The sequence below is a fragment of the Clostridium sp. OM05-5BH genome (assembly GCF_003481505.1).
Taxonomy (GTDB): Bacteria; Bacillota; Clostridia; order Lachnospirales; family Lachnospiraceae; genus Otoolea; species Otoolea fessa.
Genome location: NZ_QULJ01000001.1, coordinates 471,665 through 497,352, shown reverse-complemented (window position 1 = coordinate 497,352; position 25,688 = coordinate 471,665). Strand labels below are relative to the sequence as shown.

The window sequence follows — 25,688 nt, the reverse complement described above, 5'->3', positions numbered from 1 at the left end:
TTTTTTGATTTGTTACATTTCACACACAGCTACTTTGATTTTTCTGTAACGATATTTCATTTACATTTCGGGTCATAACTTTTATACTATAAACATACCAAATGAGCGATTTACTGAAAACCACATCGACGCAAACGGTCAAACCTCGACCTAAATGGTCACGGTTTTGAATAAAGGAGGCGGTTGAGCTTTGATGCATTTTGCGATTGTTGAAGATTTGAAGATAGATCAGAATCATCTGATTCATTTGATACAGGAGAACTTGGAGAAGCATGGGGAAACGGCGCACTTTGACTGCTACGAGAGCGGCGAGGCGTTTCTGGAAGCGTTCCGTCCGGGACTTTTTAATGCGGTTTTTATGGATATTATGCTGGACCGGAACGGGCGCAATGGCATTGACACGGCGCTGGAGCTTCGCAAGAGCGCGCAACGTCTCCCGATCGTTTTCACCACATCGGAACGCGATTATTCGCTGCAGGGCTACCGTGCCCATCCGCTTGATTATCTCTTAAAACCGGTTGAGGAAAAGGCGCTTGCCTGGTGTCTCGATGAGATCCGGACATTTCTCGCCGCGCCTGCCTACATCGAAATTCAGGCGGCGCTCGGACGGGGACAGGCATCCACGCAACGGATTCTGCTTGATGATTTTCTGTATGCGGAGACGCAGAACCACCGGCTGATCATCCACACCAGTTCCGGTGACACCGCCACACGGATTTCTTTTTCGGAGCTGATGGCACTGCTCCCGAAGGGCAGACGTTTTTACATGAGCGGACGCGGGCTGCTTATCAATTTTTCACAGGTTGCCTCGGTGGACGAGGACGGTTCTGTCCATCTGAAAAACGGCAGCTGCTTTTTCTGCAGCCGCCGGAAGAAAAAAGAGACAAAAGAAGCATTTGCAACCTACTTATTTGACACATTGCGGAAGGGAGGTACTCTATGAACTGGTCTGTGTTTGGCAAGGCATTTCTCTGTGAAACAGTCTATTCCATTCCTTTTTTTATTTTATCGATTCTGCCATTTAAAAAGCAGCTGCGATTTCCGATCAAAATCCTGATTCTGTTCATTTTTATCGGTCAGCTGCTCCAGTCCTCCCTGTATACCTACCTGATCAGCCACGGTAAACCGACCCGCGTCACCGACACGGTATTTGCCCTCGTTTCCCTGGCGATCTATTTTTTATGTGTGAAGGCTAATTTCTGGAAACTTCTGTTTCTGGGAGACTTCATCCTGAATTATTTTGTCACGGTCCGCGGCATCTGTTTCTTTCTGGAAAGCCGTCTATTTTACGATCCCAGCATTACCTATTATTCACTCCGTGATGAAAGCCTGCTGCTCATCTCGATTCTTCTGCTTCTGACGCTCCCGCTCGGGCTCAAATTTATGAAAAATGCCACAGAACGCGTTTTTCAGGTAGACAGCTCCGCATTCTGGCAGAAAGTCTGGTTTATTCCATTTTCATGTACCCTGATTATCTGCGCTTATAACTTTGATTTAAACATTGATACCGTCCGCAAGTTCCGTTTTATCCTCACGCGGCTCTGGCTCTTTGCCATGACAATTCTTATCTACTATGTCCTTTTGGAAGCGCTCAATGCAGTCCGCCAGCAGGCGCAGCTGGAAGAACGCGCGGCGCAGCAGGACACGCTCCTGGCGATGCAGTACACACAGTATCAGCAGCTTTCCCGCCACATCGAAGAGGTACGGGAGGCGCGCCACGACCTGCGCCAGCACTTAAATCTCATCGAGCATTACCTGCAGAGTGGGAAAACGGAGGATCTGAAAGCCTATATCGAACAATACCGCATGACGCTTCCGCCGGACACCGCGCGGACCTGGTGTGAAAATTATGCGGTCAACACGGTTATCAGCTATTACGGTGAGGAGGCGCGCAAGGCGTCGGTCGATTTTTCGGTCCGCATCCAGCTTCCCCCATCTCTCCCGCTGCGTGAGCCGGAGCTCTGCTCGATCTTCGGCAATCTTCTGGAAAATGCCCTCGATGCCTATCGGGAATGTACAGACAGCGCGCCGTTTATCCGCATCTGCGCCCAGGAGGATGCCGGTCACATCGTGATCGCCGTTGACAACACCTGCTGCCATCCGCCGATCGAGGAAAATGGGCGGTTCCGCTCGACCAAACATGACGGCTTCGGCACGGGAACCGCCTCCATCCGTTCGATCGCCGAGCGGTACCAGGGTCTGGTGGATTTCCGGTATGAGGACGGGATCTTTTATGCATCTGTGATGTTGAACTTTGATGCTAAACCTTCATGCGCCTGGCAGTCAGGTGTGCCCCACAAATGAAAGCTCTGGCAGGCGCATTGGGCATCCCTGAATCCATGCCGCCTAATCGGCGGCAGAATTTTCATAGTAAAATTTTTCACGGAAATCCTTGAAAAAAGATTGACTTTCATCGCGTCAGGACGCATAATATAAATAATAATCATTATCAATATTATTTAGAAGGATTGGAGTGTCGCTTATGAAAACCTTAAAATACAGCCGTCAGCGCGAATCGATCAAAGCCTGCCTGATGAGCCGGAAGGATCATCCGACCGCCGACGCCCTTTACACCAGCATCCGGGAACAGTTTCCGAATATCAGCCTTGGAACCGTTTACCGCAATTTAAACCTGTTAGTTGAGCTGGGCGAGATCCGGAAGCTGTCCTGCGGCGACGGCACGGATCATTTCGATTATGATACATCCCCACATTACCACTACGTCTGCCGCCAGTGCGGACGGGTCATGGATATTCCGATGGAAGCAACCAAGGAGCTGGAGACAGCCGCCAAAGAATTTGTGCCGGGAACGATCGACGACCATACCGTGTTTTTCTATGGGATATGCGATGAGTGTATGAAAGGGGAAAAGCACTAATATAGAAGCGGCTGATTTTGTATCGGAACAGACGGGACCAAATGAGCCGCTTCCCGATTTCTGCCATGCGCTGACCGGGTATGAATACATCACCAGTGAAAAAGTTCTGAGAATATCCAGGTTATCGATAAAAATGAAAAAAATAAGAATTATTTCTATTTTTTCATTGACAAACACAGGAATCTATGATATCTTAATATCAGTAATCATTACTGATTTCATTTAAGCCAAATAAACGATTTCGTTTTAAAAGCTCCTATGAAACAGAATGGTTGCAAACAACTTTACTATCTATTTATTGTTTCTATAAAACACGAAATTAAAAATTTATTTTAGAAAAGGAGAATTGACTATGAAGAAATTTGTCTGTACAGTATGTGGTTACGTATACGAGGGTGAGGCTGCTCCGGAAAAATGTCCAGTATGCGGCGCTCCGGCTTCCAAGTTCAAAGAGCAGTCCAGCGAGATGAGCTGGGCAGCTGAGCACGTAGTTGGTGTGGCACAGGGTGTCAGCGAGGATATTCTCGAAGATTTAAGAGCTAACTATGAAGGCGAGTGCAGAGAAGTTGGTATGTACCTGGCGATGGCACGTGTAGCTCACAGAGAGGGCTATCCGGAGATCGGTCTGTACTGGGAGAAGGCAGCTCACGAAGAGGCTGAGCACGCTGCTAAGTTTGCAGAGCTTCTCGGCGAGGTTGTAACTGATTCCACCAAGAAGAACCTGGAGATGCGTGTAGAGGCTGAGCACGGCGCAACCGAAGGCAAATTTGACCTTGCAAAACGTGCGAAAGCTGCTAACCTGGATGCAATCCATGACACCGTTCATGAGATGGCTCGTGACGAGGCTAGACATGGCAAGGCATTTGAGGGTCTGTTAAAGAGATACTTCAACTAATCTGAGTGAATGAATGGACAGCGCATTACGGCGCTGGTGAATAAAAGAGAACTGATGAGGGCGTATGAAAATGGAAAATTCCTTTTTCATACGCCTTGTTTATTTTATGCAGATTTGTTTTATGTCTCTGTTCAAAAAGACGCCAAAATCTTATCTACCGTCTCCTTCTCCATCTCCCCAATCGGAATCATCTCCGCCGGTACGTCCTCATATGGCAGCAGCGCTTTCTCATACCAGGTAACATCGTGCCATTTTCCGCTCTTATAACCGGTATTTTTGCACACGCCCATCGTCCGGAATCCGCATCCGTTATGCATCGCATCGCTCTTCACATTCGGACTTGTTACCAGACTGTAGACGGTGTGGACGCCCTGCGCCTTTAAAAGCTCTAAAAGCACCAGAAGCATCCGTTTGCCGATGCCCTTCGACGTCACCCGACTGTCCAGATATTCAGAAAGTTCCGCATTCCAACGGTACGCCGCGCGCTCAAGCTGCTTATTCCCATATGCATAGCCAATGATTCTGCCCGTTTCATCCTCGCAGACAATCCACGGATATTCTGCCGTGATCGCCCGGATGCGCCCCTCAAATTCCTCCAGGGACGGCAGCTCCGTCTCAAACGTGATCGGCGTGCCCATATATTGTGCATAAATTTCCAGTATCGCAGGTGCATCGGCGATGGCGGCCAGACGCAGGCGGCAGGATGTATGGTCCATAAACTGGTTCCTCCCTATCATTTTCGGTCATTTTTCCTTTACAGGCAACTATATATGAATCTTCCCATTTCGTCAACTATTTGCAACCGGATTCATACCTGCCCGTGAACCCCTCAATCCACCAGCTCATTCTGATGCCTCGACAAATGCTCATACGGCAGAATCAGCCGCCCCCGGTACAGCCCGCAGCCGTCATTGACCAGGTCATTGTTGATCGCCGAAAACATATTGACATCCACTTCAGCTAAATTGAGCGATACCAGGCGCTGGCAGCGTTCATATGCCTCATCAAAATAAATACATGCACCTTCCGGTATCTCATCCCGCCTGGCCCGCTCGCCCTCTTGGCGCTTTTCATAGCTTAAATGATTTGCCACGCCGATCTCCGCGATATCGTCCATGTGCTTCGTGCGAAGCTGTACCTCCACATAGCTTCTGGAACAATTATCATAAAACGTAATATGCAGAGACTGGTAATCATCCGAACTATTTCCGCAGACATAATCACGGTAGTACGGTCTGACTTCCTCATCCATCAGCAAAGAGGTGCTCTCCTTAACCCCATATGCCGGTTCCGCCGTAAACCCGCGTTCCTCCAGAAATCCCGGAAGTTCATTCGCAATCTGGTAGAGGTACCGGATATCTGCCTCCTGCTGCGATTCCCCCGGTTTCAGGTAACACTTCGGCAGTGAAATCACGATCCGGTACGCGATCAGGTCGCGGAAACAGCTCAATCTCTGCTTCAAATCGGAGATCGACGGAAATGCCTTATGTTCCGTATAACAGTCATAAATATATTCAACGATATATCCATTAAATTTCGCCTCCGAGCGGATCAGCGACTTGATTCTTCCCTTAAAATTAAATGCCAGAAGCGGATATTCCTTTGCCATATGAATATAAAATTCCCGGATCTTCTGTGACTGGGTCGTCAGGAAATCATTGTGTTCCAAAAGCTCCCGGATCTGAATCAGAAAATTTGCATGTATCAGGTCTATCTCATTGTTTGTCTGTTTTGCCTCCGCTTTCAAATCCCGGCTGTAATTCTTTAAAATCTTAAACATCGTATCGCCGGAATACAGATAATCGTTTAAGGTCACCATGATCCTCACCTCCCTGCTTCAGCAAAAAGGGGACGGTGCATAGGATAACAATGCCCCAGATGCACCAGCCCCCTCATTTATAAAATAGAGCTATTTATTTTCCGTAAACCTTCTTGATCCGCTCCATTGCCTCTTTTGTATTCGCAGTCGTACCAAATGCAGTCAGACGGAAGAATCCTTCTCCATTCTTACCAAATCCGCTGCCCGGTGTGCCGACCACATTTGCCTTGGCAAGCAGATCGTCGAAAAACTCCCAGGATTTCATGCCGTTCGGGCACTGCATCCAGATGTACGGTGAATTTTCGCCGCCGATGTGCCAGATTCCAAGCTCTTTTAAGGTCTCTGTCATGATCTTCGCATTGGTGCGGTATACGTCCAGGTGCTCGCGGCACTGTGCCATGCCCTCCGGTGAAAGAGCTGCCTCTGCGGCGCGCTGTACCGGGTAGGAAACGCCGTTAAACTTGGTTGTCTGGCGGCGCAGCCACATCTTGCGGATGGAAGAACCACCGCGCTCTAATTCAGACGGAACCACAGTATAGCCACAGCGGGTTCCGGTAAAGCTTGCCAGCTTCGAAAGGGAGCAGAACTCGATCGCGCAGGTCTTGGCGCCCTCAATCTCAAAAATACTTCTCGGAAGCGCCGGATCTGCTACGAAGGACTCATACGCCGCATCAAATAAAAGAATCGCATCCTGCTCGTTCGCATAGTCAACCCACTCTTTTAACTGCTCACGGTTGTACACACCGCCAGTCGGGTTGTTCGGGGAGCAGAGATAAATAATATCCGCTTTCTGTCCCTTCGGAGGCATCGGAAGAAAGCCATTTTCCACATTGGCATCCATAAATACGATCTTTCTGCCTGCCATCACGTTCGTATCCATGTAAACCGGGTATACCGGATCCGGGATCAGGACCGTGTTGTCCGCATCAAAGAGATCGAGGATATTTCCGACATCACTCTTCGCGCCGTCGCTGATGAATATATCCTCCGCCGCCACCTCAACCTGGAAGGACGCATAATACTTCTGAACTGCTACGCGCAGAAAATCATATCCCTGCTCCGGACCATATCCATGGAACGTAGCCGCCTTGCCCTGCTCCATAGCTGCTTTTGCAAATGCGTCAGCTGCTTTCTGGCAGATCGGAAGGGTTACGTCACCGATACCCATTTTGATTACTTTTGCCTCTGGATGGGCTTTGGTATACTCATCTACTTTTTTAGCGATGGTGGAAAACAGATAGCTTTCTTCCAGATTTTTATAGTTTTCGTTGATCTTCATACTTTATTTTCTCCATATTTTAAGAATTTTTTTCCTTTACCTCCAGAGCCGCTTTCACAAACTCCCGGAAGATCGGATGTGCGCGGTTCGGGCGGCTCTTGAACTCCGGATGGTACTGAACTCCCAGATAGAACGGATGTCCCGGAATCTCCATCGCCTCTACCAGCGTACCGTCCGGAGACTGTCCGGAGAAGACAGCGCCATGCTCCATATAAACTTCCCGGAACTTGTTGTTAAATTCATAACGATGGCGATGTCTCTCCTCGATCAGACCTTTTCCATAGGCTTTCATCATCAGCGTATCCGGACTGATGCGGCACGGATATGCACCCAGACGCATCGTTCCGCCCATGTCAGCCAGATCCATCTGCTCTTCCATCAGAGCGATGACCGGATGCTTGCTGTCCGGCGCAAACTCGGTTGAGTTCGCATCCTCATAGCCTAACACGCCTCTGGCAAATGCGATCGCCGCGATCTGCATACCAAGGCAGATGCCAAAGTACGGGATATTGTTTCTTCTCGCATAATCAGCTGCCGCAATCATGCCCTCGATGCCTCGGATGCCGAAGCCGCCCGGCACGATGATACCGGTCGAACCGCCCAGGATTTCCGGCGCTGTCTCCGGAGTGATCGTCTCACTATCCACCCAGTTGATCTCCACCTGCGCGCCATTTTCCCATCCGGCATGGTGCAGGGATTCTACGATCGACAGATAGGAGTCGTGCAGTTTGACGTACTTGCCGACCAGGGAAATCTTGACCGTCTTGCGGCTGTTCTTGATGCGGTCCAGCATATGTTTCCACTCCGTCAGATCGCACTCCTGCGGCGCTTTCTCGATGCCCAGCTCGCGAAGCACGATCTTGGCAAGTCCTGCTTCCTCCAGCATGATCGGCGCCTCGTAGAGAACCGGAAGGGTCAGGTTCTCGATGACGCAGTCCTCTTTGACGTTGCAGAACAGTGCGATCTTGCGGAAAATGGACGGATCGTCCACCGGACGGTCACAGCGCGCTACGATGATATCCGGCATGATACCAAAGGACTGCAGCTGTTTAACCGAATGCTGCGTCGGTTTTGATTTATGCTCGCCTGAAGATTCCAGATATGGAATCAGGGTTACATGGATGAAGAGGCAGTTGCTGCGTCCCGCCTCGCAGGACACCTGGCGGATGGCTTCCAGGAACGGCTGTGACTCAATATCGCCGGTTGTTCCGCCGATCTCTGTGATAACGATGTCCGCATCGGTCTTTTCCTGCACGGAATAGATAAATGATTTTATCTCATTTGTGATATGTGGAATTACCTGTACCGTCTCGCCCAGATATTCGCCGCGGCGCTCTTTATTTAACACATTCCAGTAGACCTTACCGGTCGTCAGGTTGGAATACCGGTTTAAATCTTCATCTATAAAACGCTCATAATGTCCCAGATCCAGATCCGTCTCCGCACCGTCGTTTGTTACGAATACTTCGCCGTGCTGATACGGGCTCATGGTTCCTGGATCGACGTTGATATACGGATCCAGCTTCTGCGCTGCTACCTTAAATCCCCGTGCCTTCAAAAGACGGCCCAGAGACGCTGCTGTAATACCTTTCCCCAATCCCGATACAACACCGCCTGTCACAAAAATAAATTTTGCCATCTGCTTTTCCTCCTCTTCCTTTCTTTAAATATTAATCCACTTTTTCCGTCATATATGATTCTGTCAGATTTTGCCTTCGCAAAAGATTTCAGCCTGCACGGATTCCGCAACCCTCAAAACGCAGAATCCATGCAGACCATCGTTCTTTTTAGTCGTTTTCATGCTCCTGAAGCACATAACCCGGAATCTGGATTTCTTCCGGTTTTTCCATCTGGCTCAGCTCTTTTCTAGCGGCTGCACCATGTGCAATGTGCGCGATATCTACCAGTTCAACGTTGTCCTCGTTGTACTTGCTTTCCAGTGTCAGCGCCAGGACAGCCGCGGTATCAAGCGATGTCAGGCACGGAATACCAAGCTCGACTGCCTTTCTTCTCAGGCGGACACTGTCGCGTCCCGGCTGGCGTCCCGTCTTGGAAGTGGAAATCACATAGCTGATCTTTCCTTCTTCCAGCAGGGAAATGGTCGTCTCCTCGCCCTCTTTGGCTTCCTTCGGCTTCTTGACTAACGTTGAAGAAATGCCGACGCTGTTTAACCGGCTTGCAGTACCGGAGGTCGCGTAGATGTGGAATCCCATCGCCACGTACTCTTTGACCAGCTCGCGCAGGTCGCTCTTGTCGGTATCGCGGACACTAATTAAGACGCCGCCCTCGCGCTTCATCGTATATCCGGCTGCTATCAGACCCTTGAACAGCGCTTCCTCCATCGTCCGGGCGATACCCAGTACCTCGCCGGTCGATTTCATTTCCGGTCCGAGCTGTGTATCTACGTTGGACAACTTCTCAAAGGAGAATACCGGAACCTTGACTGCGTAGTACGGAGAGCACGGATACAAACCTGTCTCATAGCCCATGTCAGCCAGCTTTTCGCCCATCATGATGCGGGTTGCCAGATCGACCATCGGCACTCCGGTTACCTTGCTGATGTACGGCACGGTACGGGATGAACGCGGGTTGACCTCGATGATATAGATCGTATCCTCATGCAGAACGTACTGGATGTTGATGAGTCCCTTCGTATTCATGGAAAGCGCCAGACGAATGGAATAGTCCACCAGACGGTCTTTCTGGCTCTCGGTCAGCATAAATGCCGGATATACCGCGATGGAGTCGCCGGAATGGACGCCCGCACGCTCGATGTGCTCCATGATACCCGGAATCAGAACCGTTTCGCCGTCGCAGATCGCGTCGACCTCCAGCTCGGTACCCATCAGGTATTTATCAATCAGGATCGCATTCTCAATCTTGTGTGAGAGAATAATCTTCATATACTCATGAATATCGGCGTCGTTGTACGCGATAATCATGTTTTGTCCGCCTAATACATAGCTCGGACGCATCAGAACCGGATAGCCCAGATGATTTGCCGCCTGGATTGCCTCATCCTCAGTGTAAACGGTCTGACCCGCTGCCTGTTTCATATTTAATTTTTTCAGCAGGGCTGCGAAACGTCCGCGATCCTCCGCCATATCGATGCTGTCTGCCGGAGTGCCGAGAACCGGAATATTGTTCTCTACAAGACATTTTGTCAGACGGATCGCTGTCTGTCCGCCAAAGGCTACAACTGCGCCGATCGGCTTCTCGATCCGGATGATATCCAGCACATCCTCCGGTGTCAGCGGCTCAAAATACAGACGGTCTGCTACGTTGAAGTCGGTGGAAACGGTCTCCGGGTTGTTATTTACGATGACAACCTCATAACCGGCTCTCTTTAACGACCATACGCAGTGAACGGATGCGAAATCAAACTCGATACCCTGACCGATACGGATCGGACCGGAGCCAAATACCATAACAACTGGTTTTCCGCTTGCATTCTCTTTAATAAATTCTTCTGCCTCATCTTCCTCGCCGAAGGTGCTGTAGAAGTACGGGGTACTTGCCGTAAACTCAGCGCTGCAGGTATCAACCATGCGGTAGCATGCCGGAACATGCTTGATTTCCGAAAGCCCGGTCATCTCCTTGATGACTGCATCCGGGAATCCGTTCTGTTTGGCTTCCATATAAAGCGCATCGCTCAGAGTCTCAGACTGCATCCGGCGTTCCAGGGACAGGATGTGCATCAGTTTATTTAAGAACCACTCGTCGATCTTGGTCAGCTCATGAATCTCGGCAACGGTCACGCCGCGCTTGAAGCTCTCATAGATTGCAAACAGACGCTCGTCATCCTGCGCCAGAATTTTTTCTCTCAGCTCTTCCACACTCATCGGCGCCAGTTTCTTCATGTTCAGGCTGTTCTGGGAGATCTCCGCGCCGCGGACTGCTTTCATGAGCGCCTGCTCGAAGTTGCGGCCGATCGCCATAACCTCGCCGGTTGCCTTCATCTGGGTACCCAGCTTCCGGCGTCCGTAAACGAATTTATCAAATGGCCATTTCGGGAATTTAACCGTTACATAGTCAAGGGCCGGCTCGAAGCATGCCATCGTCTCGCCGGTTACCTCGTTCGGGATCTCGTCCAGATGATAACCGATCGCAATCTTGGTTGCCACGCGGGCAATCGGATATCCGGTTGCTTTCGAAGCAAGGGCGGAAGAACGGGATACACGCGGGTTTACCTCGATAACGGCATATTCAAAGCTCTCCGGATTCAGCGCAAACTGGCAGTTGCAGCCGCCCTCGATGCCCATCGCCTGGATAATATTCAGCGCTGCAGAACGAAGCATCTGGTATTCCTTATCCGCCAGCGTCACAGCCGGTGCGATAACAATGGAGTCGCCGGTGTGGACGCCGACCGGGTCAAAGTTTTCCATCGAGCAGACCGTAATCTCGTTGCCGATGGCATCGCGCATTACCTCAAACTCGATCTCCTTCCATCCGGAAATACATTTCTCAACCAGAATCTGATTGATCGGTGACAGGCGGATACCCGCCTCCGCGATGTTGTAAAGCTCTTCTTTATTTGCCGCAATACCGCCGCCGGTACCGCCCAGGGTAAAGGCCGGACGCACGATAACCGGGTAAGAAATAACCTCGGCAAAATCAAGCGCATCCTCAATGGTGGTGACAACCTTGGACGGAATGACCGGCTCACCGATAGCTTCCATCGTGTCTTTAAAGCACTGGCGGTCCTCCGCCTTATCGATGGTCTCCGGGGACGCGCCGAGAAGCGTTACATTGTGGCTCTTTAAGAAACCTTCTTTGGCAAGCTCCATGGACAGTGTCAGTCCGGTCTGTCCGCCCAGGGTGGACAGGATGCTGTCAGGCTTCTCTTTTTCAATGATTCTCTTGACAAATTCCAGGGTCAGCGGCTCGATGTATACGTGATCCGCAATGGCGCTGTCCGTCATGATGGTTGCCGGGTTGGAGTTTACTAAAACGACCTCCAGACCTTCCTCTTTTAAAGCCCGGCACGCCTGCGTTCCTGCATAGTCAAACTCTGCCGCCTGACCGATGACGATAGGGCCGGAACCGATTACCATAACTTTTTTCAGGGATTTATTTAACGGCATGACGCGCCCTCCTTTTCCTTATAATCTCTCATCATCTGAATGAAACGCCCAAACAGCTCTTCCGTATCCTTCGGACCTGCACAAGCCTCTGGATGGAACTGGACGGTAAATGCCGGCATATCGTGGTAGGTGATGCCCTCGCAGGTGCCGTCGTTGACATTGATAAATGTCTCCTCCGCGCCCTCCGGCAGCGTATCGCGCAGTACCTCATAGCCGTGGTTCTGGCTGCTGATGTAGACGCGTCCGGTCGTCAGATCCTTGACCGGCTGGTTCGCACCTCTGTGACCGAATTTCATCTTTCCAGTCTTCGCGCCCTTGGCAATCGCCAGCAGCTGGTGTCCCAGGCAGATGCCGAACATCGGTTTTCCAGCCTTCGTAATCTTTCGGATCTCCTCGATGATCTCCGGGTTGTCCTCTGGGTTTCCCGGACCGTTGGAAAGCATGATTCCGTCCGGATTCATTGCCAGAATCTCCTCCGCCGTCGTACCTGCCGGAAGGTCAGCCACGCGGCATCCGCGCCTGGTCAGCTCGCGGATGATATTTTCCTTTGCGCCAAAATCCCAGAGCACAATCTGGAACTCTTCTTTCTCATCCGCCGGTTTGATCTCACATTTCTTTGGTGTAACGGTTTCAACCGCCTTTGTAATGTGGAAGTTTTTCACTTCCTCCAGCTTTTTCGCATCATACGGCGGCTTCACCTCGGTCAGCCAGCCGTTCATCGAACCGGATTCACGAATGGTTTTTGCCAGCTTTCTCGTATCGATTCCATAGACGCCCGGGATGTTTCTTTCTTTAAAAAAGGTGTCAAGATCCCCACTGCATCTGAAGTTGGAAGGTTCCTGACACCACTCTTTTACGATATAGGCTGATAAATATACCTCTTCATTCTCGAAGTCCTGCGGAATCACTCCGTAGTTTCCGATTAACGGAAATGTCTGAACGACAATCTGTCCAAAATAGCTGGGATCTGTGATCGTCTCAAGGTATCCTGTCATACCGGTTGTGAATACGACTTCTCCGGTCACTTCACGTAAAGGAGCGCCAAAGCTTTTTCCCTCAAAATAGTCTCCGTTTTCCAACAGAAGATATACCGGTTTCTCCATCTGGTCACCATTCCTTTCTCTCTCGTCCCCCGCCTTCTCAAACCGCTTCGTCGCCAGACCGCTTTTTCTTGTATTTGGACGATTTACCGCTTCCGTTTACATAGGATGTATGCGGCAGCTGGCTCTTTTTACTGTCTGTTCCGGCAGTTTACTTTTTCATTCTCAATAACCTTACATTTGAGCAAATCCGTTTTCCTCAGATGCTTTTTTCACATCATTACAGACACATTTTATAAATTGTCTGATTATGCAGAAAAAGCGTCCATGAGCCTAAGCCCATGAACGCCCTTGTTCATATTCTGAAAGATTATAGCATAGGAAAGTTCTATGCGTCAAGAGATTTTTTATACATTTTTATGTGTTTTATACATCATTTATGCATTTCTTGCTTTAATTGTAGTAGCTGGCTTCCGCGTTTTTAAGACTGCAAAAAAATAAGTGCTTGTTCTTATGCCTGTCTCTTTATATAATGATGTTAGGTCAAAAGAATTTTGGCATTTTTGATTTAGGAGGTATTTTTTCATGGATAAAATCACCAGCTTTACTATCGATCATCTGAAGCTGCTTCCCGGTGTCTATGTTTCCCGCAAGGACCGCGCAGGGGATCAGGTGATCACAACCTTTGATATCCGCATGACACGGCCGAACTTTGAACCGGTTATGAATACAGCTGAAGTTCACACCATCGAACATCTGGCTGCCACCTGGCTTCGCAACAATGAAGAGTGGAAAGACCGCGTCCTCTACTTCGGACCGATGGGCTGCCGCACCGGCTTCTACCTGCTTCTCGCAGGCGACCTGACATCCGAGGAGATCGTTCCGCTGATGAAGGGGCTCTTTACTTTCATGCGCGACTACAAAGACGAGGTTCCGGGTGCCTGTGCAAAAGATTGCGGCAACTACCTCGATATGAACCTGCCGATGGCAAACTGGCTGGCTGACCGCTTTCTGCGCGAAGTCTTAGATGGAATTGGTCCGGAGAGACTGGTTTATCCGGAATAAAAGACAAGAATAGCAGGCGGTATGCTTTGAAACACAAAACCCCCAGATGCTGCAGCATCCGAGGGGTTTTATTCTATTATTTTCTATTTTCCCTATTTTCTTGCATCCGCAGCCGCTGCATGTCCAGATAATCCTTCTCCATGCGCCATACGCGATACAAGCGGTGCGATCCGCGCGGACGCCTCCGGTGTCATGCTCTGATGGGTACAGGTCTTTAAGAATGTACCAACCCAGACACCGCCGGTATAACGTGCCGCCCGAAGAGTCGGAAGTGTGTGGTTGGTTCCGGAAGCATAATCACCAAATACCTCTGCCGTATTCTGACCGATAAACAGAGAACCGTAATTAACCAACTTCGGAATCAGTGCATCCGGGTCTTCCACGTTGAGCTCCAGATGCTCCGGTGCATACTCATTCGTATACTGAACTGCCTCGTCCAGGCTGTCTACCACACCGATCTCTCCAAACGTATCCCAGGACTGTCTCGCAATCTTTGCCGTATCCAGAATCTTCAGCTCTTCCTCTACCGCCTCAATCACGCTCTTTCCAAATGCCTCATCGGTTGTCAGAAGAATGCCTTTCGCATTGACATCATGCTCGGACTGTGCCAGCAGATCCGCCGCTACCACCTTCGCGCTCGCTTTTCCGTCCGCGATTACCAGAACCTCGCTCGGCCCGGCTACAAAGTCGATGCCGACCTGCCCGTAGCACTGACGTTTCGCCTCGGTTACGAAGCGGTTACCCGGCCCTACAATAATATCCACCGGCTTGATGCTCTCAGTTCCATAGGAAAATGCTGCGATCGCCTGTGCACCGCCCAATGCGTAGATCTCATCCACGCCAGCCAGATCCATCGCTACCAGCGTCTTGGCATTGATATGACCCGTTCCCCGCACTACCGGAGAGCAGGCGGTGATACGTTTTACACCCGCTGCCTTCGCCGGAGTCGCTAACATCAGCGCCGTCGAATACAGCGGATAATTGCCGCCCGGCACATAACAGCAGCAGGACTCCACCGGAATGATGCGGTGTCCTAAAAAGACTCCCGGCTCCGGGCTGAAATTGTCAAGGGGTTTCACTGTCTGCCTCTGCGCGTTCGCAAATGCCTCAATATTGTGATGCGCCGCTTTCAGATCCGCCAGCTCCTGCTCGCCCAGCTCCTTATAAGCCGCATCAATCTCCTCCCGGCTGACCCGCAGCGATTCACGGGTACATCCGTCAAACTTCTCATTGTACTCCCTCAGAGCCGCGTCCCCGCGCCCCCGGACCTCACCAATAATCCCCGCCACGGTCTCTCGCAGATTCCGATTATCTTCCTCGCTTCGAACCTGTGCTTCTTTTATAATCTTGATCATACGTTCTGCCTCTCTGTATAAGTTTTATCATTTTTTCCAAGTATACCACAAGTCTTTTTATTTTGCGATACAAAATAAACCTATCCAGCACATCTGAAACCAGAACGTTACTGTACACGGGTAGGCACTTTTGGAACCGAAAGTGCCGTAAGAAAACGTGGTGGCAGCAGGAATTTGCCGTATTTAAATGCGAAGCCACGGCAAATTCCGTTACTGGGCACGTTTGCGTGAACAGTAACACCAGAACAGGATCACACTTTTTCTCTTAGACAACCGTCTCAATATTCTTAACCACAAATCCCTCTTTTTCAACCGCTTCCTGCAGCTTCGCATCGTCCACTCCATTCTCATAGAACACGCGGGCAATGCCTCTGTCTACGTCCGCATCTGCACGGATGACGCCGTTCTGGGCGGTCAGGGCTTTTTCAACGGATTTCTTGCAGTTTGCACAGTGCATACCCTCGATCCGCATGATCTTGGACGGGGTACCCGCTGTAACCGCTTTCTTGGAAAGATCTTCGCCGCGCGCACCAACATTCCCATCGCTGCCGCAGGAACCGCAGCTTCCACCGGAGCATCCGCAGCATCCGCCGCCCTTTCCCGTGTAATGACGGATCGCCGAACGTAATGCCAGCAAAAGCAAAATCGCTACTACAATTAAAATTCCAATATCAATCGGTCTCATACGTTATCGTCCTCTCTTCTCTGACTTTTCGATGAATGGCTTCGGAGTATCTTTTTTATTTTATCATACACACGGCAGATAAAATATCCTACAAAATAAACTACCAGAAAACCAATCACACCATAAAACATGGAGCCGGATGAATCTCCCATCTATGCTTTCTCCTTTTCTTTTTTGAAATCGAATAAAGCTGCCTCCAAACAGCAGACTTTCATTCTGCTATCCGAGGCAGCCTTATAAAGGATTGATTTTATCACTTATGATTACAGGCACCTGCCGATGCCCGGTCAGCGGAAACGCAAAACCACCGGCCGGACGGCAGAACCTGTTTTATTTTTCATTTAGAAACTAACTTATGAAGCTGCCTCTACAGAGCTTCTTGTGTAGCTCTTCTGATCCTTGTATGGATCCGGACGGAACAGCATGAAGAGCATGAATACCAAAAGGACTGCTGCCACGATAGTCCATACGTTGAATGCAACTGCGCCAAGTACCAGACCACCTAACTGATATACAATCAGGGATACAGCGTAAGCGAAGAGATTCTGATACAGGATAGCGAACCAGAACCATTTTCTGGACTGGAGCTGCTGTGCCATCGTTGCGATAGCTGCCAGACACGGAGAGTCAAGCAGGTTGAACAGCAGGAATGTAAAGGCTGCGATGGTTGTCGGGAACCATGTCTGGATAGCTGCTGCTACGACATCGGTCTCCTCAGACAGATCCTCGGATACATTCGCCAGAACACCCATGGTGGAAACGATAGCCTCTTTTGCTGTGAAACCAGTGATGGAAGCTGCAACTGGCTGCCACTCGCCGAAACCAAGCGGACGGAACAGGATTGCGATAGCACCACCCAGCATAGCCAGGATAGAATCTGCAGATTCTTCTACCAGACCAAATCCACCGTCTACAAATCCGAAGGAGGACAGGAACCACATAACAACGCAAGCCAGGAACAGGATTGTACCAGCCTTGATGATGAATCCCTTCAGACGCTCCCAAACATGAAGGAGAACGGTCTTAGCGGACGGAATGTGGTACGCCGGAAGCTCCATAACGAACGGAGCTGGTTTGCCGGAGAACGGTTTTGTCTTCTTTAACATGATAGCGGATACAAGAACCGCAGCGATACCTACAAAGTACATGATCGGAGCCATCATAGTAGCCAGATCCATGTCGCCGCTCATATAGCCAGCCATAACGCCGCCCATCAGAGCGATAACCGGCAGTTTCGCACCACACGGAACGAATGTAGCGGTCATGATGGTAAGACGTCTGTCGTTGTCCTGCTCGATGGTCTTGGACGCCATGATACCTGGAACACCGCAGCCAGAGGAAATCAGCAGCGGGATGAAGCTCTTACCGGACAGTCCGAAGTGACGGAATACACGGTCCATAACGAATGCGATACGTACCATGTAGCCACAATCTTCCAGAATGGAAAGGAACAGGAACAGGATAGCCATCTGCGGAACGAAACCAAGAACGGCGCCAACACCGCCGATGATACCATCCACTACAAGGCTTACAATCAGGTCGGAAGCGCCTGCTGCTGCCAGCGCATCGCCAGCCCAGCCCTGAATTGCACCAACAAATGTATCATTGGTCCAGTCTGTTACGAATGTACCCACGGTAGTAACGGATACATAGTAAACCGCCCACATAACAAGAACAAAGATCGGAATACCAAGTAAACGGTTGGTTACGATGCTATCGATCTTATCAGAAAGACTCATTTTCTGAGCCGGTTTCTTTACGGTCTCCTCGATAACCTTCTGAATGTATACATATCTCTGGTCAGTGATAACGGACTCAGCGTCATCATCAAACTCTTTCTCCAGTTCCTTGGTGTAACGGGAGAAACGGTTGTCTGCACTAAGGCCAAGCTGCTCTGCAACCTTGCTGTCATTCTCGAGAACTTTGATTGCATACCATCTCTTCTCTGCATCCGGAATGCTGGACGGAAGCTCTGCCTCGATTGCGCTTACTTTATCCTCTACGCTGCTCTCGAAAATAGCACTTACAGTGCCTGCTGCATGGCTCTTTGCAACTTTGATTGCCTCTGCAATGACTTCCTTCAGACCGGTTTTCTTCAGCGCGGAAGTCTCGATGATCGGGCAGCCAAGTTTCTTGGACAGTGCCTTTACATCAATGTTAATGCCGTTCTTCTTCAGAAGATCGCACATATTTAAAGCGATAACAACCGGAATACCTGTCTCGATCAGCTGTGTGGTCAGATACAGGTTACGCTCAATGTTGGTTGCATCGACTAAGTCTACGATGACATCCGGATTCTCTTTTAAGATAAAATCACGGGTTACAACTTCCTCCAGTGTATACGGAGAAAGGGAATAAACTCCTGGAAGGTCCGTTACATTTACTTCTTCTCCCGAAGCATCTTTTAATTTACCGGTTTTCTTCTCAACTGTAACACCCGGCCAGTTACCTACGTACTGGTTAGCACCCGTCAGTGCGTTAAACATGGTTGTTTTACCGCAGTTCGGGTTACCCGCCAAAGCAATATGAATTGCCATTTTTCATCCTCCTGCTTTTTTAATCAAACTTATTAAACTGTCTGAACATCTACGCACTCAGCATCGGCTTTACGAAGTGAAAGCTCATATCCACGAATCGTAACCTCTACCGGGTCGCCCAGCGGAGCTACTTTTCGAATAAAAATCTCGCTTCCCTTCGTGATGCCCATATCCATGATGCGGCGTTTGTATGCGCCTTCGCCATGAATCTTGACAACTTTGACGGTAGATCCAACCTGTGCATCTTTAAGCGTCATTCTCTGTTCCTCCTAACCATTCCAATTTTTTACTCGGGATTCCGTCTGCTTTTCTACCATACAACCTGCTCCGGAATATCCCCATTCCCTTGTCTTAGACCAGAATGTGTCTTGCCTGATCCTTATTTATAGCCACTCTGGACTCCTTTACGTGAATAATCACGTCTCCGTCCAGCTGGGTTATCAATTTTACTTCGGTTCCCTCGTTAAATCCCATGGATTTTAAATGAGAACGAACCTCTGTGTTTCCGCTGATCTTTTTGATCGTATAGGCGGTTCCTACGGTTGCCATCGAAATCGGCATTGCTCCCTGCATACGATTCTCCTTCCTCTGTTTTTCCACCTTCTGCCCGTCATGATGTCTCACTTGGCGGAAACGGCTGTTTTCATCTGCCGGTAATCTAATTGATTCGCGTACATTAATTTTCATTAGTGCCTGCTAACAGTTGTTAGAGAGAGCTAATTTTTATTAGATGAGACTAATTTTCATTAGTTTCTCCTAACCCATACATAAGGTTAGCACATGCTAACTTTATTGTCAAGTTTTTTTGCCTGACCTGGAAATAAAAAAAGGGCGTGTTTTACGCCCGAAAATTGTCAAAAATTCCCATAGGATAAAAGTCATCCCAGCCATTTTCCCACAAAATACAGCGTCAAAAGATGCGCCGGATAATAGACATAAAAGAAGGAACGAAATCTGCTCCGACCTCTGGAGCCATCATATAACATGAAGCAGACAGCCGTGAGCGCCAGCACCCAGAGGGGTTCCTGCCACGCGAACGCTCCGATGAGGACGGCAACGATTATCTTCATAAACACCCCTGCCGTTTTCTCATGAAAAAGAATGTGCCTTGGCACGTTAGTGCCTGAATTTCCTATTACACAAAAATAAAATGCCAGCACCAGTCCCATACCCCATGCGCCGCCGTCTGCTCCCGCCGCTTCTGTCAGCGTACAGAACACTGCCGTCAGCACCAGCTTCTCCCAGATACCGTTTCCATACCGCTCTAACAGCTCCATCGCAACCAGCGCCAGAAAAAAGGTCAGGCAGACATTCTGGTGCTGTGCATCCATCCACCGTCCGGAAAATGCCAGATCATACGGAATCTCCGACACAACCGCCGCCAAAAGCAGCTTCCGTCCATAACATCTGCGATCCCGCGTGTGAAAAAAACCTTCTACTAATAAAAAGGCGAACAATGGAAACGCCAGATCCCCAAATGTCCGGAATCCCGGAACCGGTCTGCAGATCACCGCAATGTGGTCTGCCGTCATCGCCAGAAGCGCTAAATATTTAAGGGAGAACGTGCTGAGATGGAGGCGGGTTAAAACCGCTCTTTGCATTTTCTCTGATTTCTCATTCTGCTTTTCATTGATTCGGTCTTTTATCGCACTTTCCTCCCTTCATCCCCTGTCCGTTCTATCTCTATTCCATCAAATTATACTGAATATTACACTCTCTGTCCATCCGCACTTTTCCACTCTCTTTTTCTCCTTCTCCCCTATTTTCCCATTCTCATTTTCCACTCTTTCTACCCATTTTTTTCTTTAATTTTCTGTAACTGTTCAGTACCTTCACAGTCACGCGCAGTAAATGCGCAGACCTACTGAACAGTTACTATTTTCTCTAATAAAAAAATGCCATTTTTTCTTATAAATAAAGGGTTTTCGGCACTTTTCCGCGTCTTTTTTACATTAATTTTACATTTTATTTGACAAACGAAAAACCGTGTTATATTCTGTAAATGGTGCTGGTGCGAGATCCTGCTGAAAAAGCAAAAATCCCGCACCGCTCTTCATTTTAAATACTAAAAAATACACGGACAAAAGAGGTAGAATCTCATGGCAGGTTTAGATATTATTTGCATTGGCGCTATCAATTATGACTATATGTTTCACTGCACCGGGCTCGATCTGGTGGAGACATCCGCCGGTGGAGGCGACGAGAACTTAAGCAACCCGATTTCCGATGTGGAAAACGATATTCAGGAGCTGGCGATAAAAGGCAAGGAATACACAACCCAGATCGGCGGTTCTGCTTTCATCACCCTGAAAGTGGCAAAGCATATTCTCCCTAACCTGCAGGTCGCTTACGTCGGCGTGTGCGGCACGCCCAGTCCATTCGATCTGCGCTTCGGCAAGACAAATGACATTGACGCCGAGCTGGCGCACCTGGATAACCGTGACTGGCTGTTTACCACGCGCGAGCGCTTCGACGATCCATATTCCAAAGCGATTGCCAAATCGATTGTCCGCCTTTATAATCACACGCGCAATTGCATCAAGATCGCGCCGTGTGCCAACAACACTCTCTTAGACCGCATCCATGAACAGGAAGCCCGGACGGGAACCACACTGGCGGAGTACCTCGCGCAGGCCCGCTGGATCCACCTGTCATCCCTGTCTGATTTCGACCAATTCGAGGCAATCATGCAATCGGTCATCCAGGCAAAACATTTAAATCCTGCCATGAAAGTCAGCATGGATCCTGGTTTTGAGTATACATCGCTGCGCCGTGAGCGCTTACAGCCACTGATCGCATATGCCGATTATGTTTTCTTAAATAAATCCGAAAAGAAAAACCTCGGCTTCAATGCCCGCAGCGCCCGTCCGCTCTACGCGAACCTCTGTGAGTATTTTTCTGCGATCAACCCGGATCCCACCCGCACCCTCATTGTCAAGCACGATGACCGCCATGAGCTGATCCATTTTAAGGACGGCGTATGTCAGATCCGCACAGTCCGCCACAAAAAGCTCTACCAGTACCAGCTAAACAACGATACCGGCGCCGGTGATTCCTTTGCCGGCGGTTTCATCAGCGGTATGCTCGATGATCGGCTCAATTCGGATATCGCTGAGCCGATCCAGCTCGGTGTTCTGGCTGCCAAGGGACGGATGCGTAGTTTTGATTATGAGAACCCGTATCTGAATATACAGAAATTGACCGATGCTTTTTTCGAAGCTCTATAATATTTTTTTCAAGTGCTGTTAAATAGCGCAGAGTGAATTGCAGCCATCATTTCAGGAGAAAAGTACGTTACTTTTCTCCTGTTTATCCTTATATAATTATATATATAATGTCTGTACACATCTAAAAACTTCTTTCATATATTAATATCAATTTGATATTGATTTTGGAGATCCCATGATCCGCCTCAGCCTATGTATGATCGTCAAAAATGAAGAAGCCGTTTTGACGCGTGTTTTAGCATCTGCCATACAATTTGCGGATGAAATCCTCGTCGCCGACACCGGTTCCACCGATCGAACTGTAGAAATCGCCCGGCAATACACCAAACATATTTATCACTACCCGTGGAACGATGATTTCGCCGCCGCGCGCAATTTCATCTGTGAAAAGGTCACAACCGAATACTGGATGTGGCTCGACGCCGACGATGTCGTTCCCGCAGAATCGATTACAGCGATTTTAAAGTTGAAAGAAACTTTAAGCAAATCCCCGCAGCCCGACGTTGTCATGATGAAATACATCGCTGGATTCCAGCCGGACGGCACACCTGCATTTACCTACGATCGCGAACGGATTCTGCGAACGGACCGGCATTTTCGCTGGAAAGGACGCGTCCACGAAGCCATCGCGCCACGCGGCAGAATTCTCTATTCTCCTATTAAGATCGAACACCGGAAGCCTGCTTCCGCTCTCACCCATTCTGACCGGAACCTGAAAATCTATGAAACAATGCTTGCAGACGGCGAACTGCTCGATCCGCGCCATCAATACTACTACGCCCGCGAACTCATCGACCACAAACAATACGAAAAAGCCCGCCCGGTTCTGGAACATTTCCTAAACGAACCGGACGGGTGGTATGAAAATAAGGCGGACGCCTGTCTACTTCTGGCGCGCTGCCATGAAATGCTCAGAAATACGGCTGCCAGCCAGCTTTCTCTGTTCCAGAGTTTTCTCTACGACCGCCCACGTGCTAAAACCTGCTGTGAGATCGGACGGTTGAAACTTTCCCTCGGAGAAATTTCCCAGGCTGTTTTCTGGTACCAGCTTGCCCTCAAAGACCGACCAGAATATCATCCAAATGCCTTTATCGAAGCCGATTACTATGATTTCATTCCTTTAATCCAGCTATGCGTCTGCTATGATCGGATGGGAAACTATGATAAGGCACTGTATTATCATAAGGAAACAAAAAAAATCCGCCCGGATTCTCCGGCGGTTTTGACAAATGAAGAATACTTTCAAACCATATCCTCAAACCATAAAACAAACGGATTACCTATCTTGTGACATTCGCTCCGACCTCTGCAGTGGTCTGAGCAGCGGACTGGGAGTCCTTCCATCCAGCGGCATCCACACTTTCTACATTCATTCTTACCGTCTTCCACACTTATAATATTCCACAGTTCCCAACCCTCAATTTCCCCGCCCCTTTCTGCTAATGCACATCTCTTTCATCGCACACATATACTACATCAGGATGGATGTCCTAAATCTGGAAAGGAGTTTTTTATGTTTCGTCATTCATGTAATTTTCCCTACTATTTTGATGATAGTGACTATGAAAATAACGGCTATGGGCGCTGCGGACGCGATCGCGGCTGTCCCGGTTCTTTTGAACCCTACAACTGCTGTCGTCCCGGTCCCATAGGACCACGCGGCTGCCCCGGACCGATCGGACCTGTCGGTCCCACTGGTGCTGCCGGACTCGATGGACTGGACGGCGCTACGGGTCCGGCTGGGCCGACTGGTCCGACCGGGCCGACCGGCGCTACCGGTCCTGCGGGTCCAGCTGGGCCGACCGGCACTACCGGGGCTGTTGGTCCGACTGGGCCGACCGGCGCTACCGGCGCTGCGGGTCCGGCTGGGCCGGCTGGCGCTGACGGGGCTGCGGGCGCTACGGGTCCGACTGGGCCGGCTGGCGCTGACGGGGCTGCGGGTCCGACTGGGCCGACCGGGGCTGACGGCGCTACCGGCCCAACTGGCGCTACAGGAGCTACCGGCGCTGCGGGTCCGACTGGCGCTACAGGTCCTACCGGCGCTGCAGGAGCTGTCGGCGCTACAGGAGCTACCGGCGCAACGGGTCCTACCGGCGCTACAGGTCCTACCGGTCCCGCCGCCACCGTTACCGCCGCTGCTCCCGTCGCAGATGCAACAAGTGCTGAAGATGTCGTTGAACGCTTCAATGAACTTCTTGCCAACCTGCGTGCCGCCGGACTTCTGGCAACCGACAATGCGTAAAAGGCTGAAATTCTGTGAAAAAGAATGTACCTTGACACATTCGGCGTCTCGCGCGGTCGCTTGCGACATGTTTCTGCTTCGCGCGAGTACGCATCCTCGCGGAGCGTTTGTTGTTTCATAGAACGCAATTTCCTATGAAACAACAGAAAAACCCCGGAAACCTTACGGTTCCGGGGTATCTCTTACGTCTGGACACAATGCGCTTCCTGGAAGCGACTTTATAATATATATACGGTACATCTTCTTGCCTGCTGCGCATACAAGAAGCACCTTTGTTTAATTCATTGATTACTCGATGATAGTAGCAACTCTACCAGATCCTACTGTACGGCCGCCCTCACGGATAGCGAAACGAAGACCCTGCTCCATAGCTACCGGATGAATCAGCTCTACAGTCATCTCTACGTTGTCGCCCGGCATACACATCTCGGTACCAGCCGGTAACTCACAAACGCCTGTTACGTCAGTGGTTCTGAAGTAGAACTGCGGACGATAGTTGTTGAAGAACGGAGTATGACGACCACCCTCGTCTTTTGTCAGAACGTAAACCTGAGCAGTAAATTTCTTATGGCATTTTACAGAGCCCGGTTTAACCAGACACTGACCACGCTGGATGTCAGTTCTCTGAACACCACGAAGCAGAGCACCGATGTTATCACCAGCCTCAGCCTGATCAAGCAGCTTACGGAACATCTCGATACCAGTTACAACAGTCTTACGAGTCTCCTCGTGAATACCAACGATCTCAACCTCATCGTTCAGTTTCAGAGTACCACGCTCAACACGGCCGGTAGCAACAGTACCACGACCTGTGATGGTGAATACGTCCTCGATTGGCATCAGGAACGGCTTATCAGTAGCACGTACCGGATCCGGAATGTAGGAATCTACAGCGTCCATGAGCTCCATGATCTTGTCGCCCCACTCGCCGTTCGGATCTTCAAGAGCCTTCAGAGCAGAACCCTGGATGATCGGTGTGTCATCGCCCGGGAACTCGTACTCGTTCAGCAGGTCTCTGATCTCCATCTCAACCAGCTCAAGCAGCTCCGGATCGTCTACCATATCGCACTTGTTCATGAATACTACGATGTACGGTACGCCTACCTGACGGGAAAGCAGAATGTGCTCTCTTGTCTGAGCCATAACACCATCGGTAGCAGCTACAACCAGAATAGCGCCATCCATCTGAGCAGCACCAGTGATCATGTTCTTAACGTAGTCAGCATGTCCTGGGCAGTCAACGTGTGCGTAATGTCTCTTCTCTGTCTGATACTCAACGTGTGCAGTAGAGATAGTAATACCACGCTCTCTCTCTTCCGGAGCTTTATCGATATCCTCGAAGTTCTCAGCTGTGTTACCAGCTACTCTTGCAGCCAGAACTTTTGTGATAGCTGCTGTCAGGGTTGTTTTACCATGGTCTACGTGTCCGATAGTACCAATGTTACAATGCGGTTTAGTTCTTTCAAACTTTGCTTTTGCCATTTTAAGACGTCCTCCTTAATTTACACCCAATACGGGTATCTCAATTTATGTTAGGCTGACTCTAATTATATTCGATTAGAGCCGTTTTTTCAAGCCTAAT

Annotated in this window: 22 protein-coding genes; 8 read left to right on the top strand and 14 right to left on the bottom strand. The window is 49.7% G+C overall.

Annotated elements, in window-relative coordinates; all coding sequences use genetic code 11:
* Nucleotides 1-193 precede the first annotated feature (193 nt).
* The 4 genes from DXB70_RS02400 (at nucleotide 194) to DXB70_RS02385 (ending at nucleotide 3,773) form a co-directional block, all read left to right on the top strand.
* Nucleotides 194-943 carry a LytTR family DNA-binding domain-containing protein gene (locus tag DXB70_RS02400; RefSeq protein ID WP_118672584.1) on the top strand — a complete coding sequence of 250 codons (750 nt, stop codon included), beginning with the start codon at nucleotides 194-196 and terminating at the stop codon, nucleotides 941-943.
* Nucleotides 940-2,304 carry a sensor histidine kinase gene (locus tag DXB70_RS02395; protein ID WP_118672583.1) on the top strand — a complete coding sequence of 455 codons (1,365 nt, stop codon included), beginning with the start codon at nucleotides 940-942 and terminating at the stop codon, nucleotides 2,302-2,304. The genes DXB70_RS02400 and DXB70_RS02395 overlap by 4 nt, the downstream gene beginning before the upstream one ends.
* A gap of 178 nt (nucleotides 2,305-2,482) precedes the next feature.
* Nucleotides 2,483-2,878 carry a transcriptional repressor gene (locus tag DXB70_RS02390; protein WP_118570539.1) on the top strand — a complete coding sequence of 132 codons (396 nt, stop codon included), beginning with the start codon at nucleotides 2,483-2,485 and terminating at the stop codon, nucleotides 2,876-2,878.
* A 352-nt stretch (nucleotides 2,879-3,230) separates the two neighbouring features.
* Nucleotides 3,231-3,773, top strand: a complete 543-nt coding sequence (locus tag DXB70_RS02385) for an NADH peroxidase (protein ID WP_118482569.1) — start codon at nucleotides 3,231-3,233, stop codon at nucleotides 3,771-3,773.
* 131 nt (nucleotides 3,774-3,904) lie between these two features.
* Here the strand turns inward: DXB70_RS02385 and DXB70_RS02380 are convergent, their stop codons facing one another.
* The 6 genes from DXB70_RS02380 to DXB70_RS02355 form a co-directional block, all read right to left on the bottom strand.
* Nucleotides 3,905-4,489: a GNAT family N-acetyltransferase gene (locus DXB70_RS02380; protein ID WP_118672582.1), complete on the bottom strand. Its 585-nt coding sequence runs from the start codon at nucleotides 4,487-4,489 to the stop codon at nucleotides 3,905-3,907.
* A gap of 113 nt (nucleotides 4,490-4,602) precedes the next feature.
* Nucleotides 4,603-5,592, bottom strand: coding sequence for a guanosine polyphosphate pyrophosphohydrolase (locus tag DXB70_RS02375; RefSeq protein ID WP_118672581.1), 990 nt, complete (start codon nucleotides 5,590-5,592; stop codon nucleotides 4,603-4,605).
* Between the two features lie 94 nt (nucleotides 5,593-5,686).
* A complete protein-coding gene (locus tag DXB70_RS02370; RefSeq protein ID WP_107000653.1) occupies nucleotides 5,687-6,871 on the bottom strand; it encodes an LL-diaminopimelate aminotransferase in 1,185 nt (394 codons plus the stop codon).
* A gap of 19 nt (nucleotides 6,872-6,890) precedes the next feature.
* Complete coding sequence (locus DXB70_RS02365; protein ID WP_118672580.1) at nucleotides 6,891-8,510, bottom strand: CTP synthase; 1,620 nt, start codon at nucleotides 8,508-8,510, stop codon at nucleotides 6,891-6,893.
* A gap of 148 nt (nucleotides 8,511-8,658) precedes the next feature.
* Nucleotides 8,659-11,955, bottom strand: coding sequence for a carbamoyl-phosphate synthase large subunit (gene carB / locus DXB70_RS02360; RefSeq protein ID WP_118293833.1), 3,297 nt, complete (start codon nucleotides 11,953-11,955; stop codon nucleotides 8,659-8,661).
* A complete protein-coding gene (locus tag DXB70_RS02355; RefSeq protein WP_118523904.1) occupies nucleotides 11,946-13,058 on the bottom strand; it encodes a carbamoyl phosphate synthase small subunit in 1,113 nt (370 codons plus the stop codon). Before DXB70_RS02355 ends, carB begins: the two co-directional genes overlap by 10 nt.
* A gap of 522 nt (nucleotides 13,059-13,580) precedes the next feature.
* Between DXB70_RS02355 and DXB70_RS02350 the strand changes: the two genes are divergently transcribed.
* On the top strand, nucleotides 13,581-14,060 hold the full coding sequence (locus DXB70_RS02350; RefSeq protein WP_118672579.1) for an S-ribosylhomocysteine lyase: 480 nt from the start codon (nucleotides 13,581-13,583) through the stop codon (nucleotides 14,058-14,060).
* Nucleotides 14,061-14,152: 92 nt separating this feature from the next.
* On the opposite strand, the gene hisD is transcribed toward DXB70_RS02350, so the two are convergent.
* The 7 genes from hisD to DXB70_RS02320 form a co-directional block, all read right to left on the bottom strand.
* On the bottom strand, nucleotides 14,153-15,415 hold the full coding sequence (gene hisD / locus DXB70_RS02345) for a histidinol dehydrogenase (RefSeq protein ID WP_347474989.1): 1,263 nt from the start codon (nucleotides 15,413-15,415) through the stop codon (nucleotides 14,153-14,155).
* Nucleotides 15,416-15,680: 265 nt separating this feature from the next.
* Nucleotides 15,681-16,100, bottom strand: a complete 420-nt coding sequence (locus DXB70_RS02340; protein ID WP_118672578.1) for a heavy metal-associated domain-containing protein — start codon at nucleotides 16,098-16,100, stop codon at nucleotides 15,681-15,683.
* The gene (locus tag DXB70_RS14090) at nucleotides 16,097-16,252 is read right to left on the bottom strand and encodes a hypothetical protein (RefSeq protein ID WP_022359011.1); all 156 of its coding nucleotides are present in this window, start codon (nucleotides 16,250-16,252) and stop codon (nucleotides 16,097-16,099) included. Before DXB70_RS14090 ends, DXB70_RS02340 begins: the two co-directional genes overlap by 4 nt.
* A 201-nt stretch (nucleotides 16,253-16,453) precedes the next feature.
* Nucleotides 16,454-18,637, bottom strand: coding sequence for a ferrous iron transport protein B (feoB, locus tag DXB70_RS02335; RefSeq protein WP_118637883.1), 2,184 nt, complete (start codon nucleotides 18,635-18,637; stop codon nucleotides 16,454-16,456).
* Nucleotides 18,638-18,669: 32 nt separating this feature from the next.
* Nucleotides 18,670-18,894, bottom strand: coding sequence for a ferrous iron transport protein A (locus DXB70_RS02330; protein ID WP_022359013.1), 225 nt, complete (start codon nucleotides 18,892-18,894; stop codon nucleotides 18,670-18,672).
* 94 nt (nucleotides 18,895-18,988) lie between these two features.
* Nucleotides 18,989-19,324 (bottom strand): FeoA family protein, encoded by a 336-nt coding sequence (locus DXB70_RS14295; protein WP_242995768.1) that lies wholly within the window; start codon nucleotides 19,322-19,324, stop codon nucleotides 18,989-18,991.
* A gap of 191 nt (nucleotides 19,325-19,515) precedes the next feature.
* The gene (locus DXB70_RS02320) at nucleotides 19,516-20,238 is read right to left on the bottom strand and encodes a TraX family protein (RefSeq protein WP_118672577.1); all 723 of its coding nucleotides are present in this window, start codon (nucleotides 20,236-20,238) and stop codon (nucleotides 19,516-19,518) included.
* A 498-nt stretch (nucleotides 20,239-20,736) separates the two neighbouring features.
* Between DXB70_RS02320 and DXB70_RS02315 the strand changes: the two genes are divergently transcribed.
* From DXB70_RS02315 to DXB70_RS14035, 3 genes are all read left to right on the top strand, one after another.
* Entirely contained in the window at nucleotides 20,737-21,864 is a 1,128-nt protein-coding gene (locus DXB70_RS02315; RefSeq protein WP_107000661.1) for a carbohydrate kinase family protein, read from the top strand.
* Nucleotides 21,865-22,039: 175 nt separating this feature from the next.
* Nucleotides 22,040-23,155 (top strand): glycosyltransferase family 2 protein, encoded by a 1,116-nt coding sequence (locus tag DXB70_RS02310; RefSeq protein WP_118672576.1) that lies wholly within the window; start codon nucleotides 22,040-22,042, stop codon nucleotides 23,153-23,155.
* 222 nt (nucleotides 23,156-23,377) lie between these two features.
* The gene (locus tag DXB70_RS14035) at nucleotides 23,378-24,106 is read left to right on the top strand and encodes a hypothetical protein (RefSeq protein WP_147353111.1); all 729 of its coding nucleotides are present in this window, start codon (nucleotides 23,378-23,380) and stop codon (nucleotides 24,104-24,106) included.
* Between the two features lie 288 nt (nucleotides 24,107-24,394).
* Here DXB70_RS14035 and tuf read toward each other — a convergent pair whose 3' ends face one another.
* Entirely contained in the window at nucleotides 24,395-25,588 is a 1,194-nt protein-coding gene (tuf, locus tag DXB70_RS02300) for an elongation factor Tu (RefSeq protein ID WP_107000672.1), read from the bottom strand.
* Nucleotides 25,589-25,688: the final 100 nt, after the last annotated feature.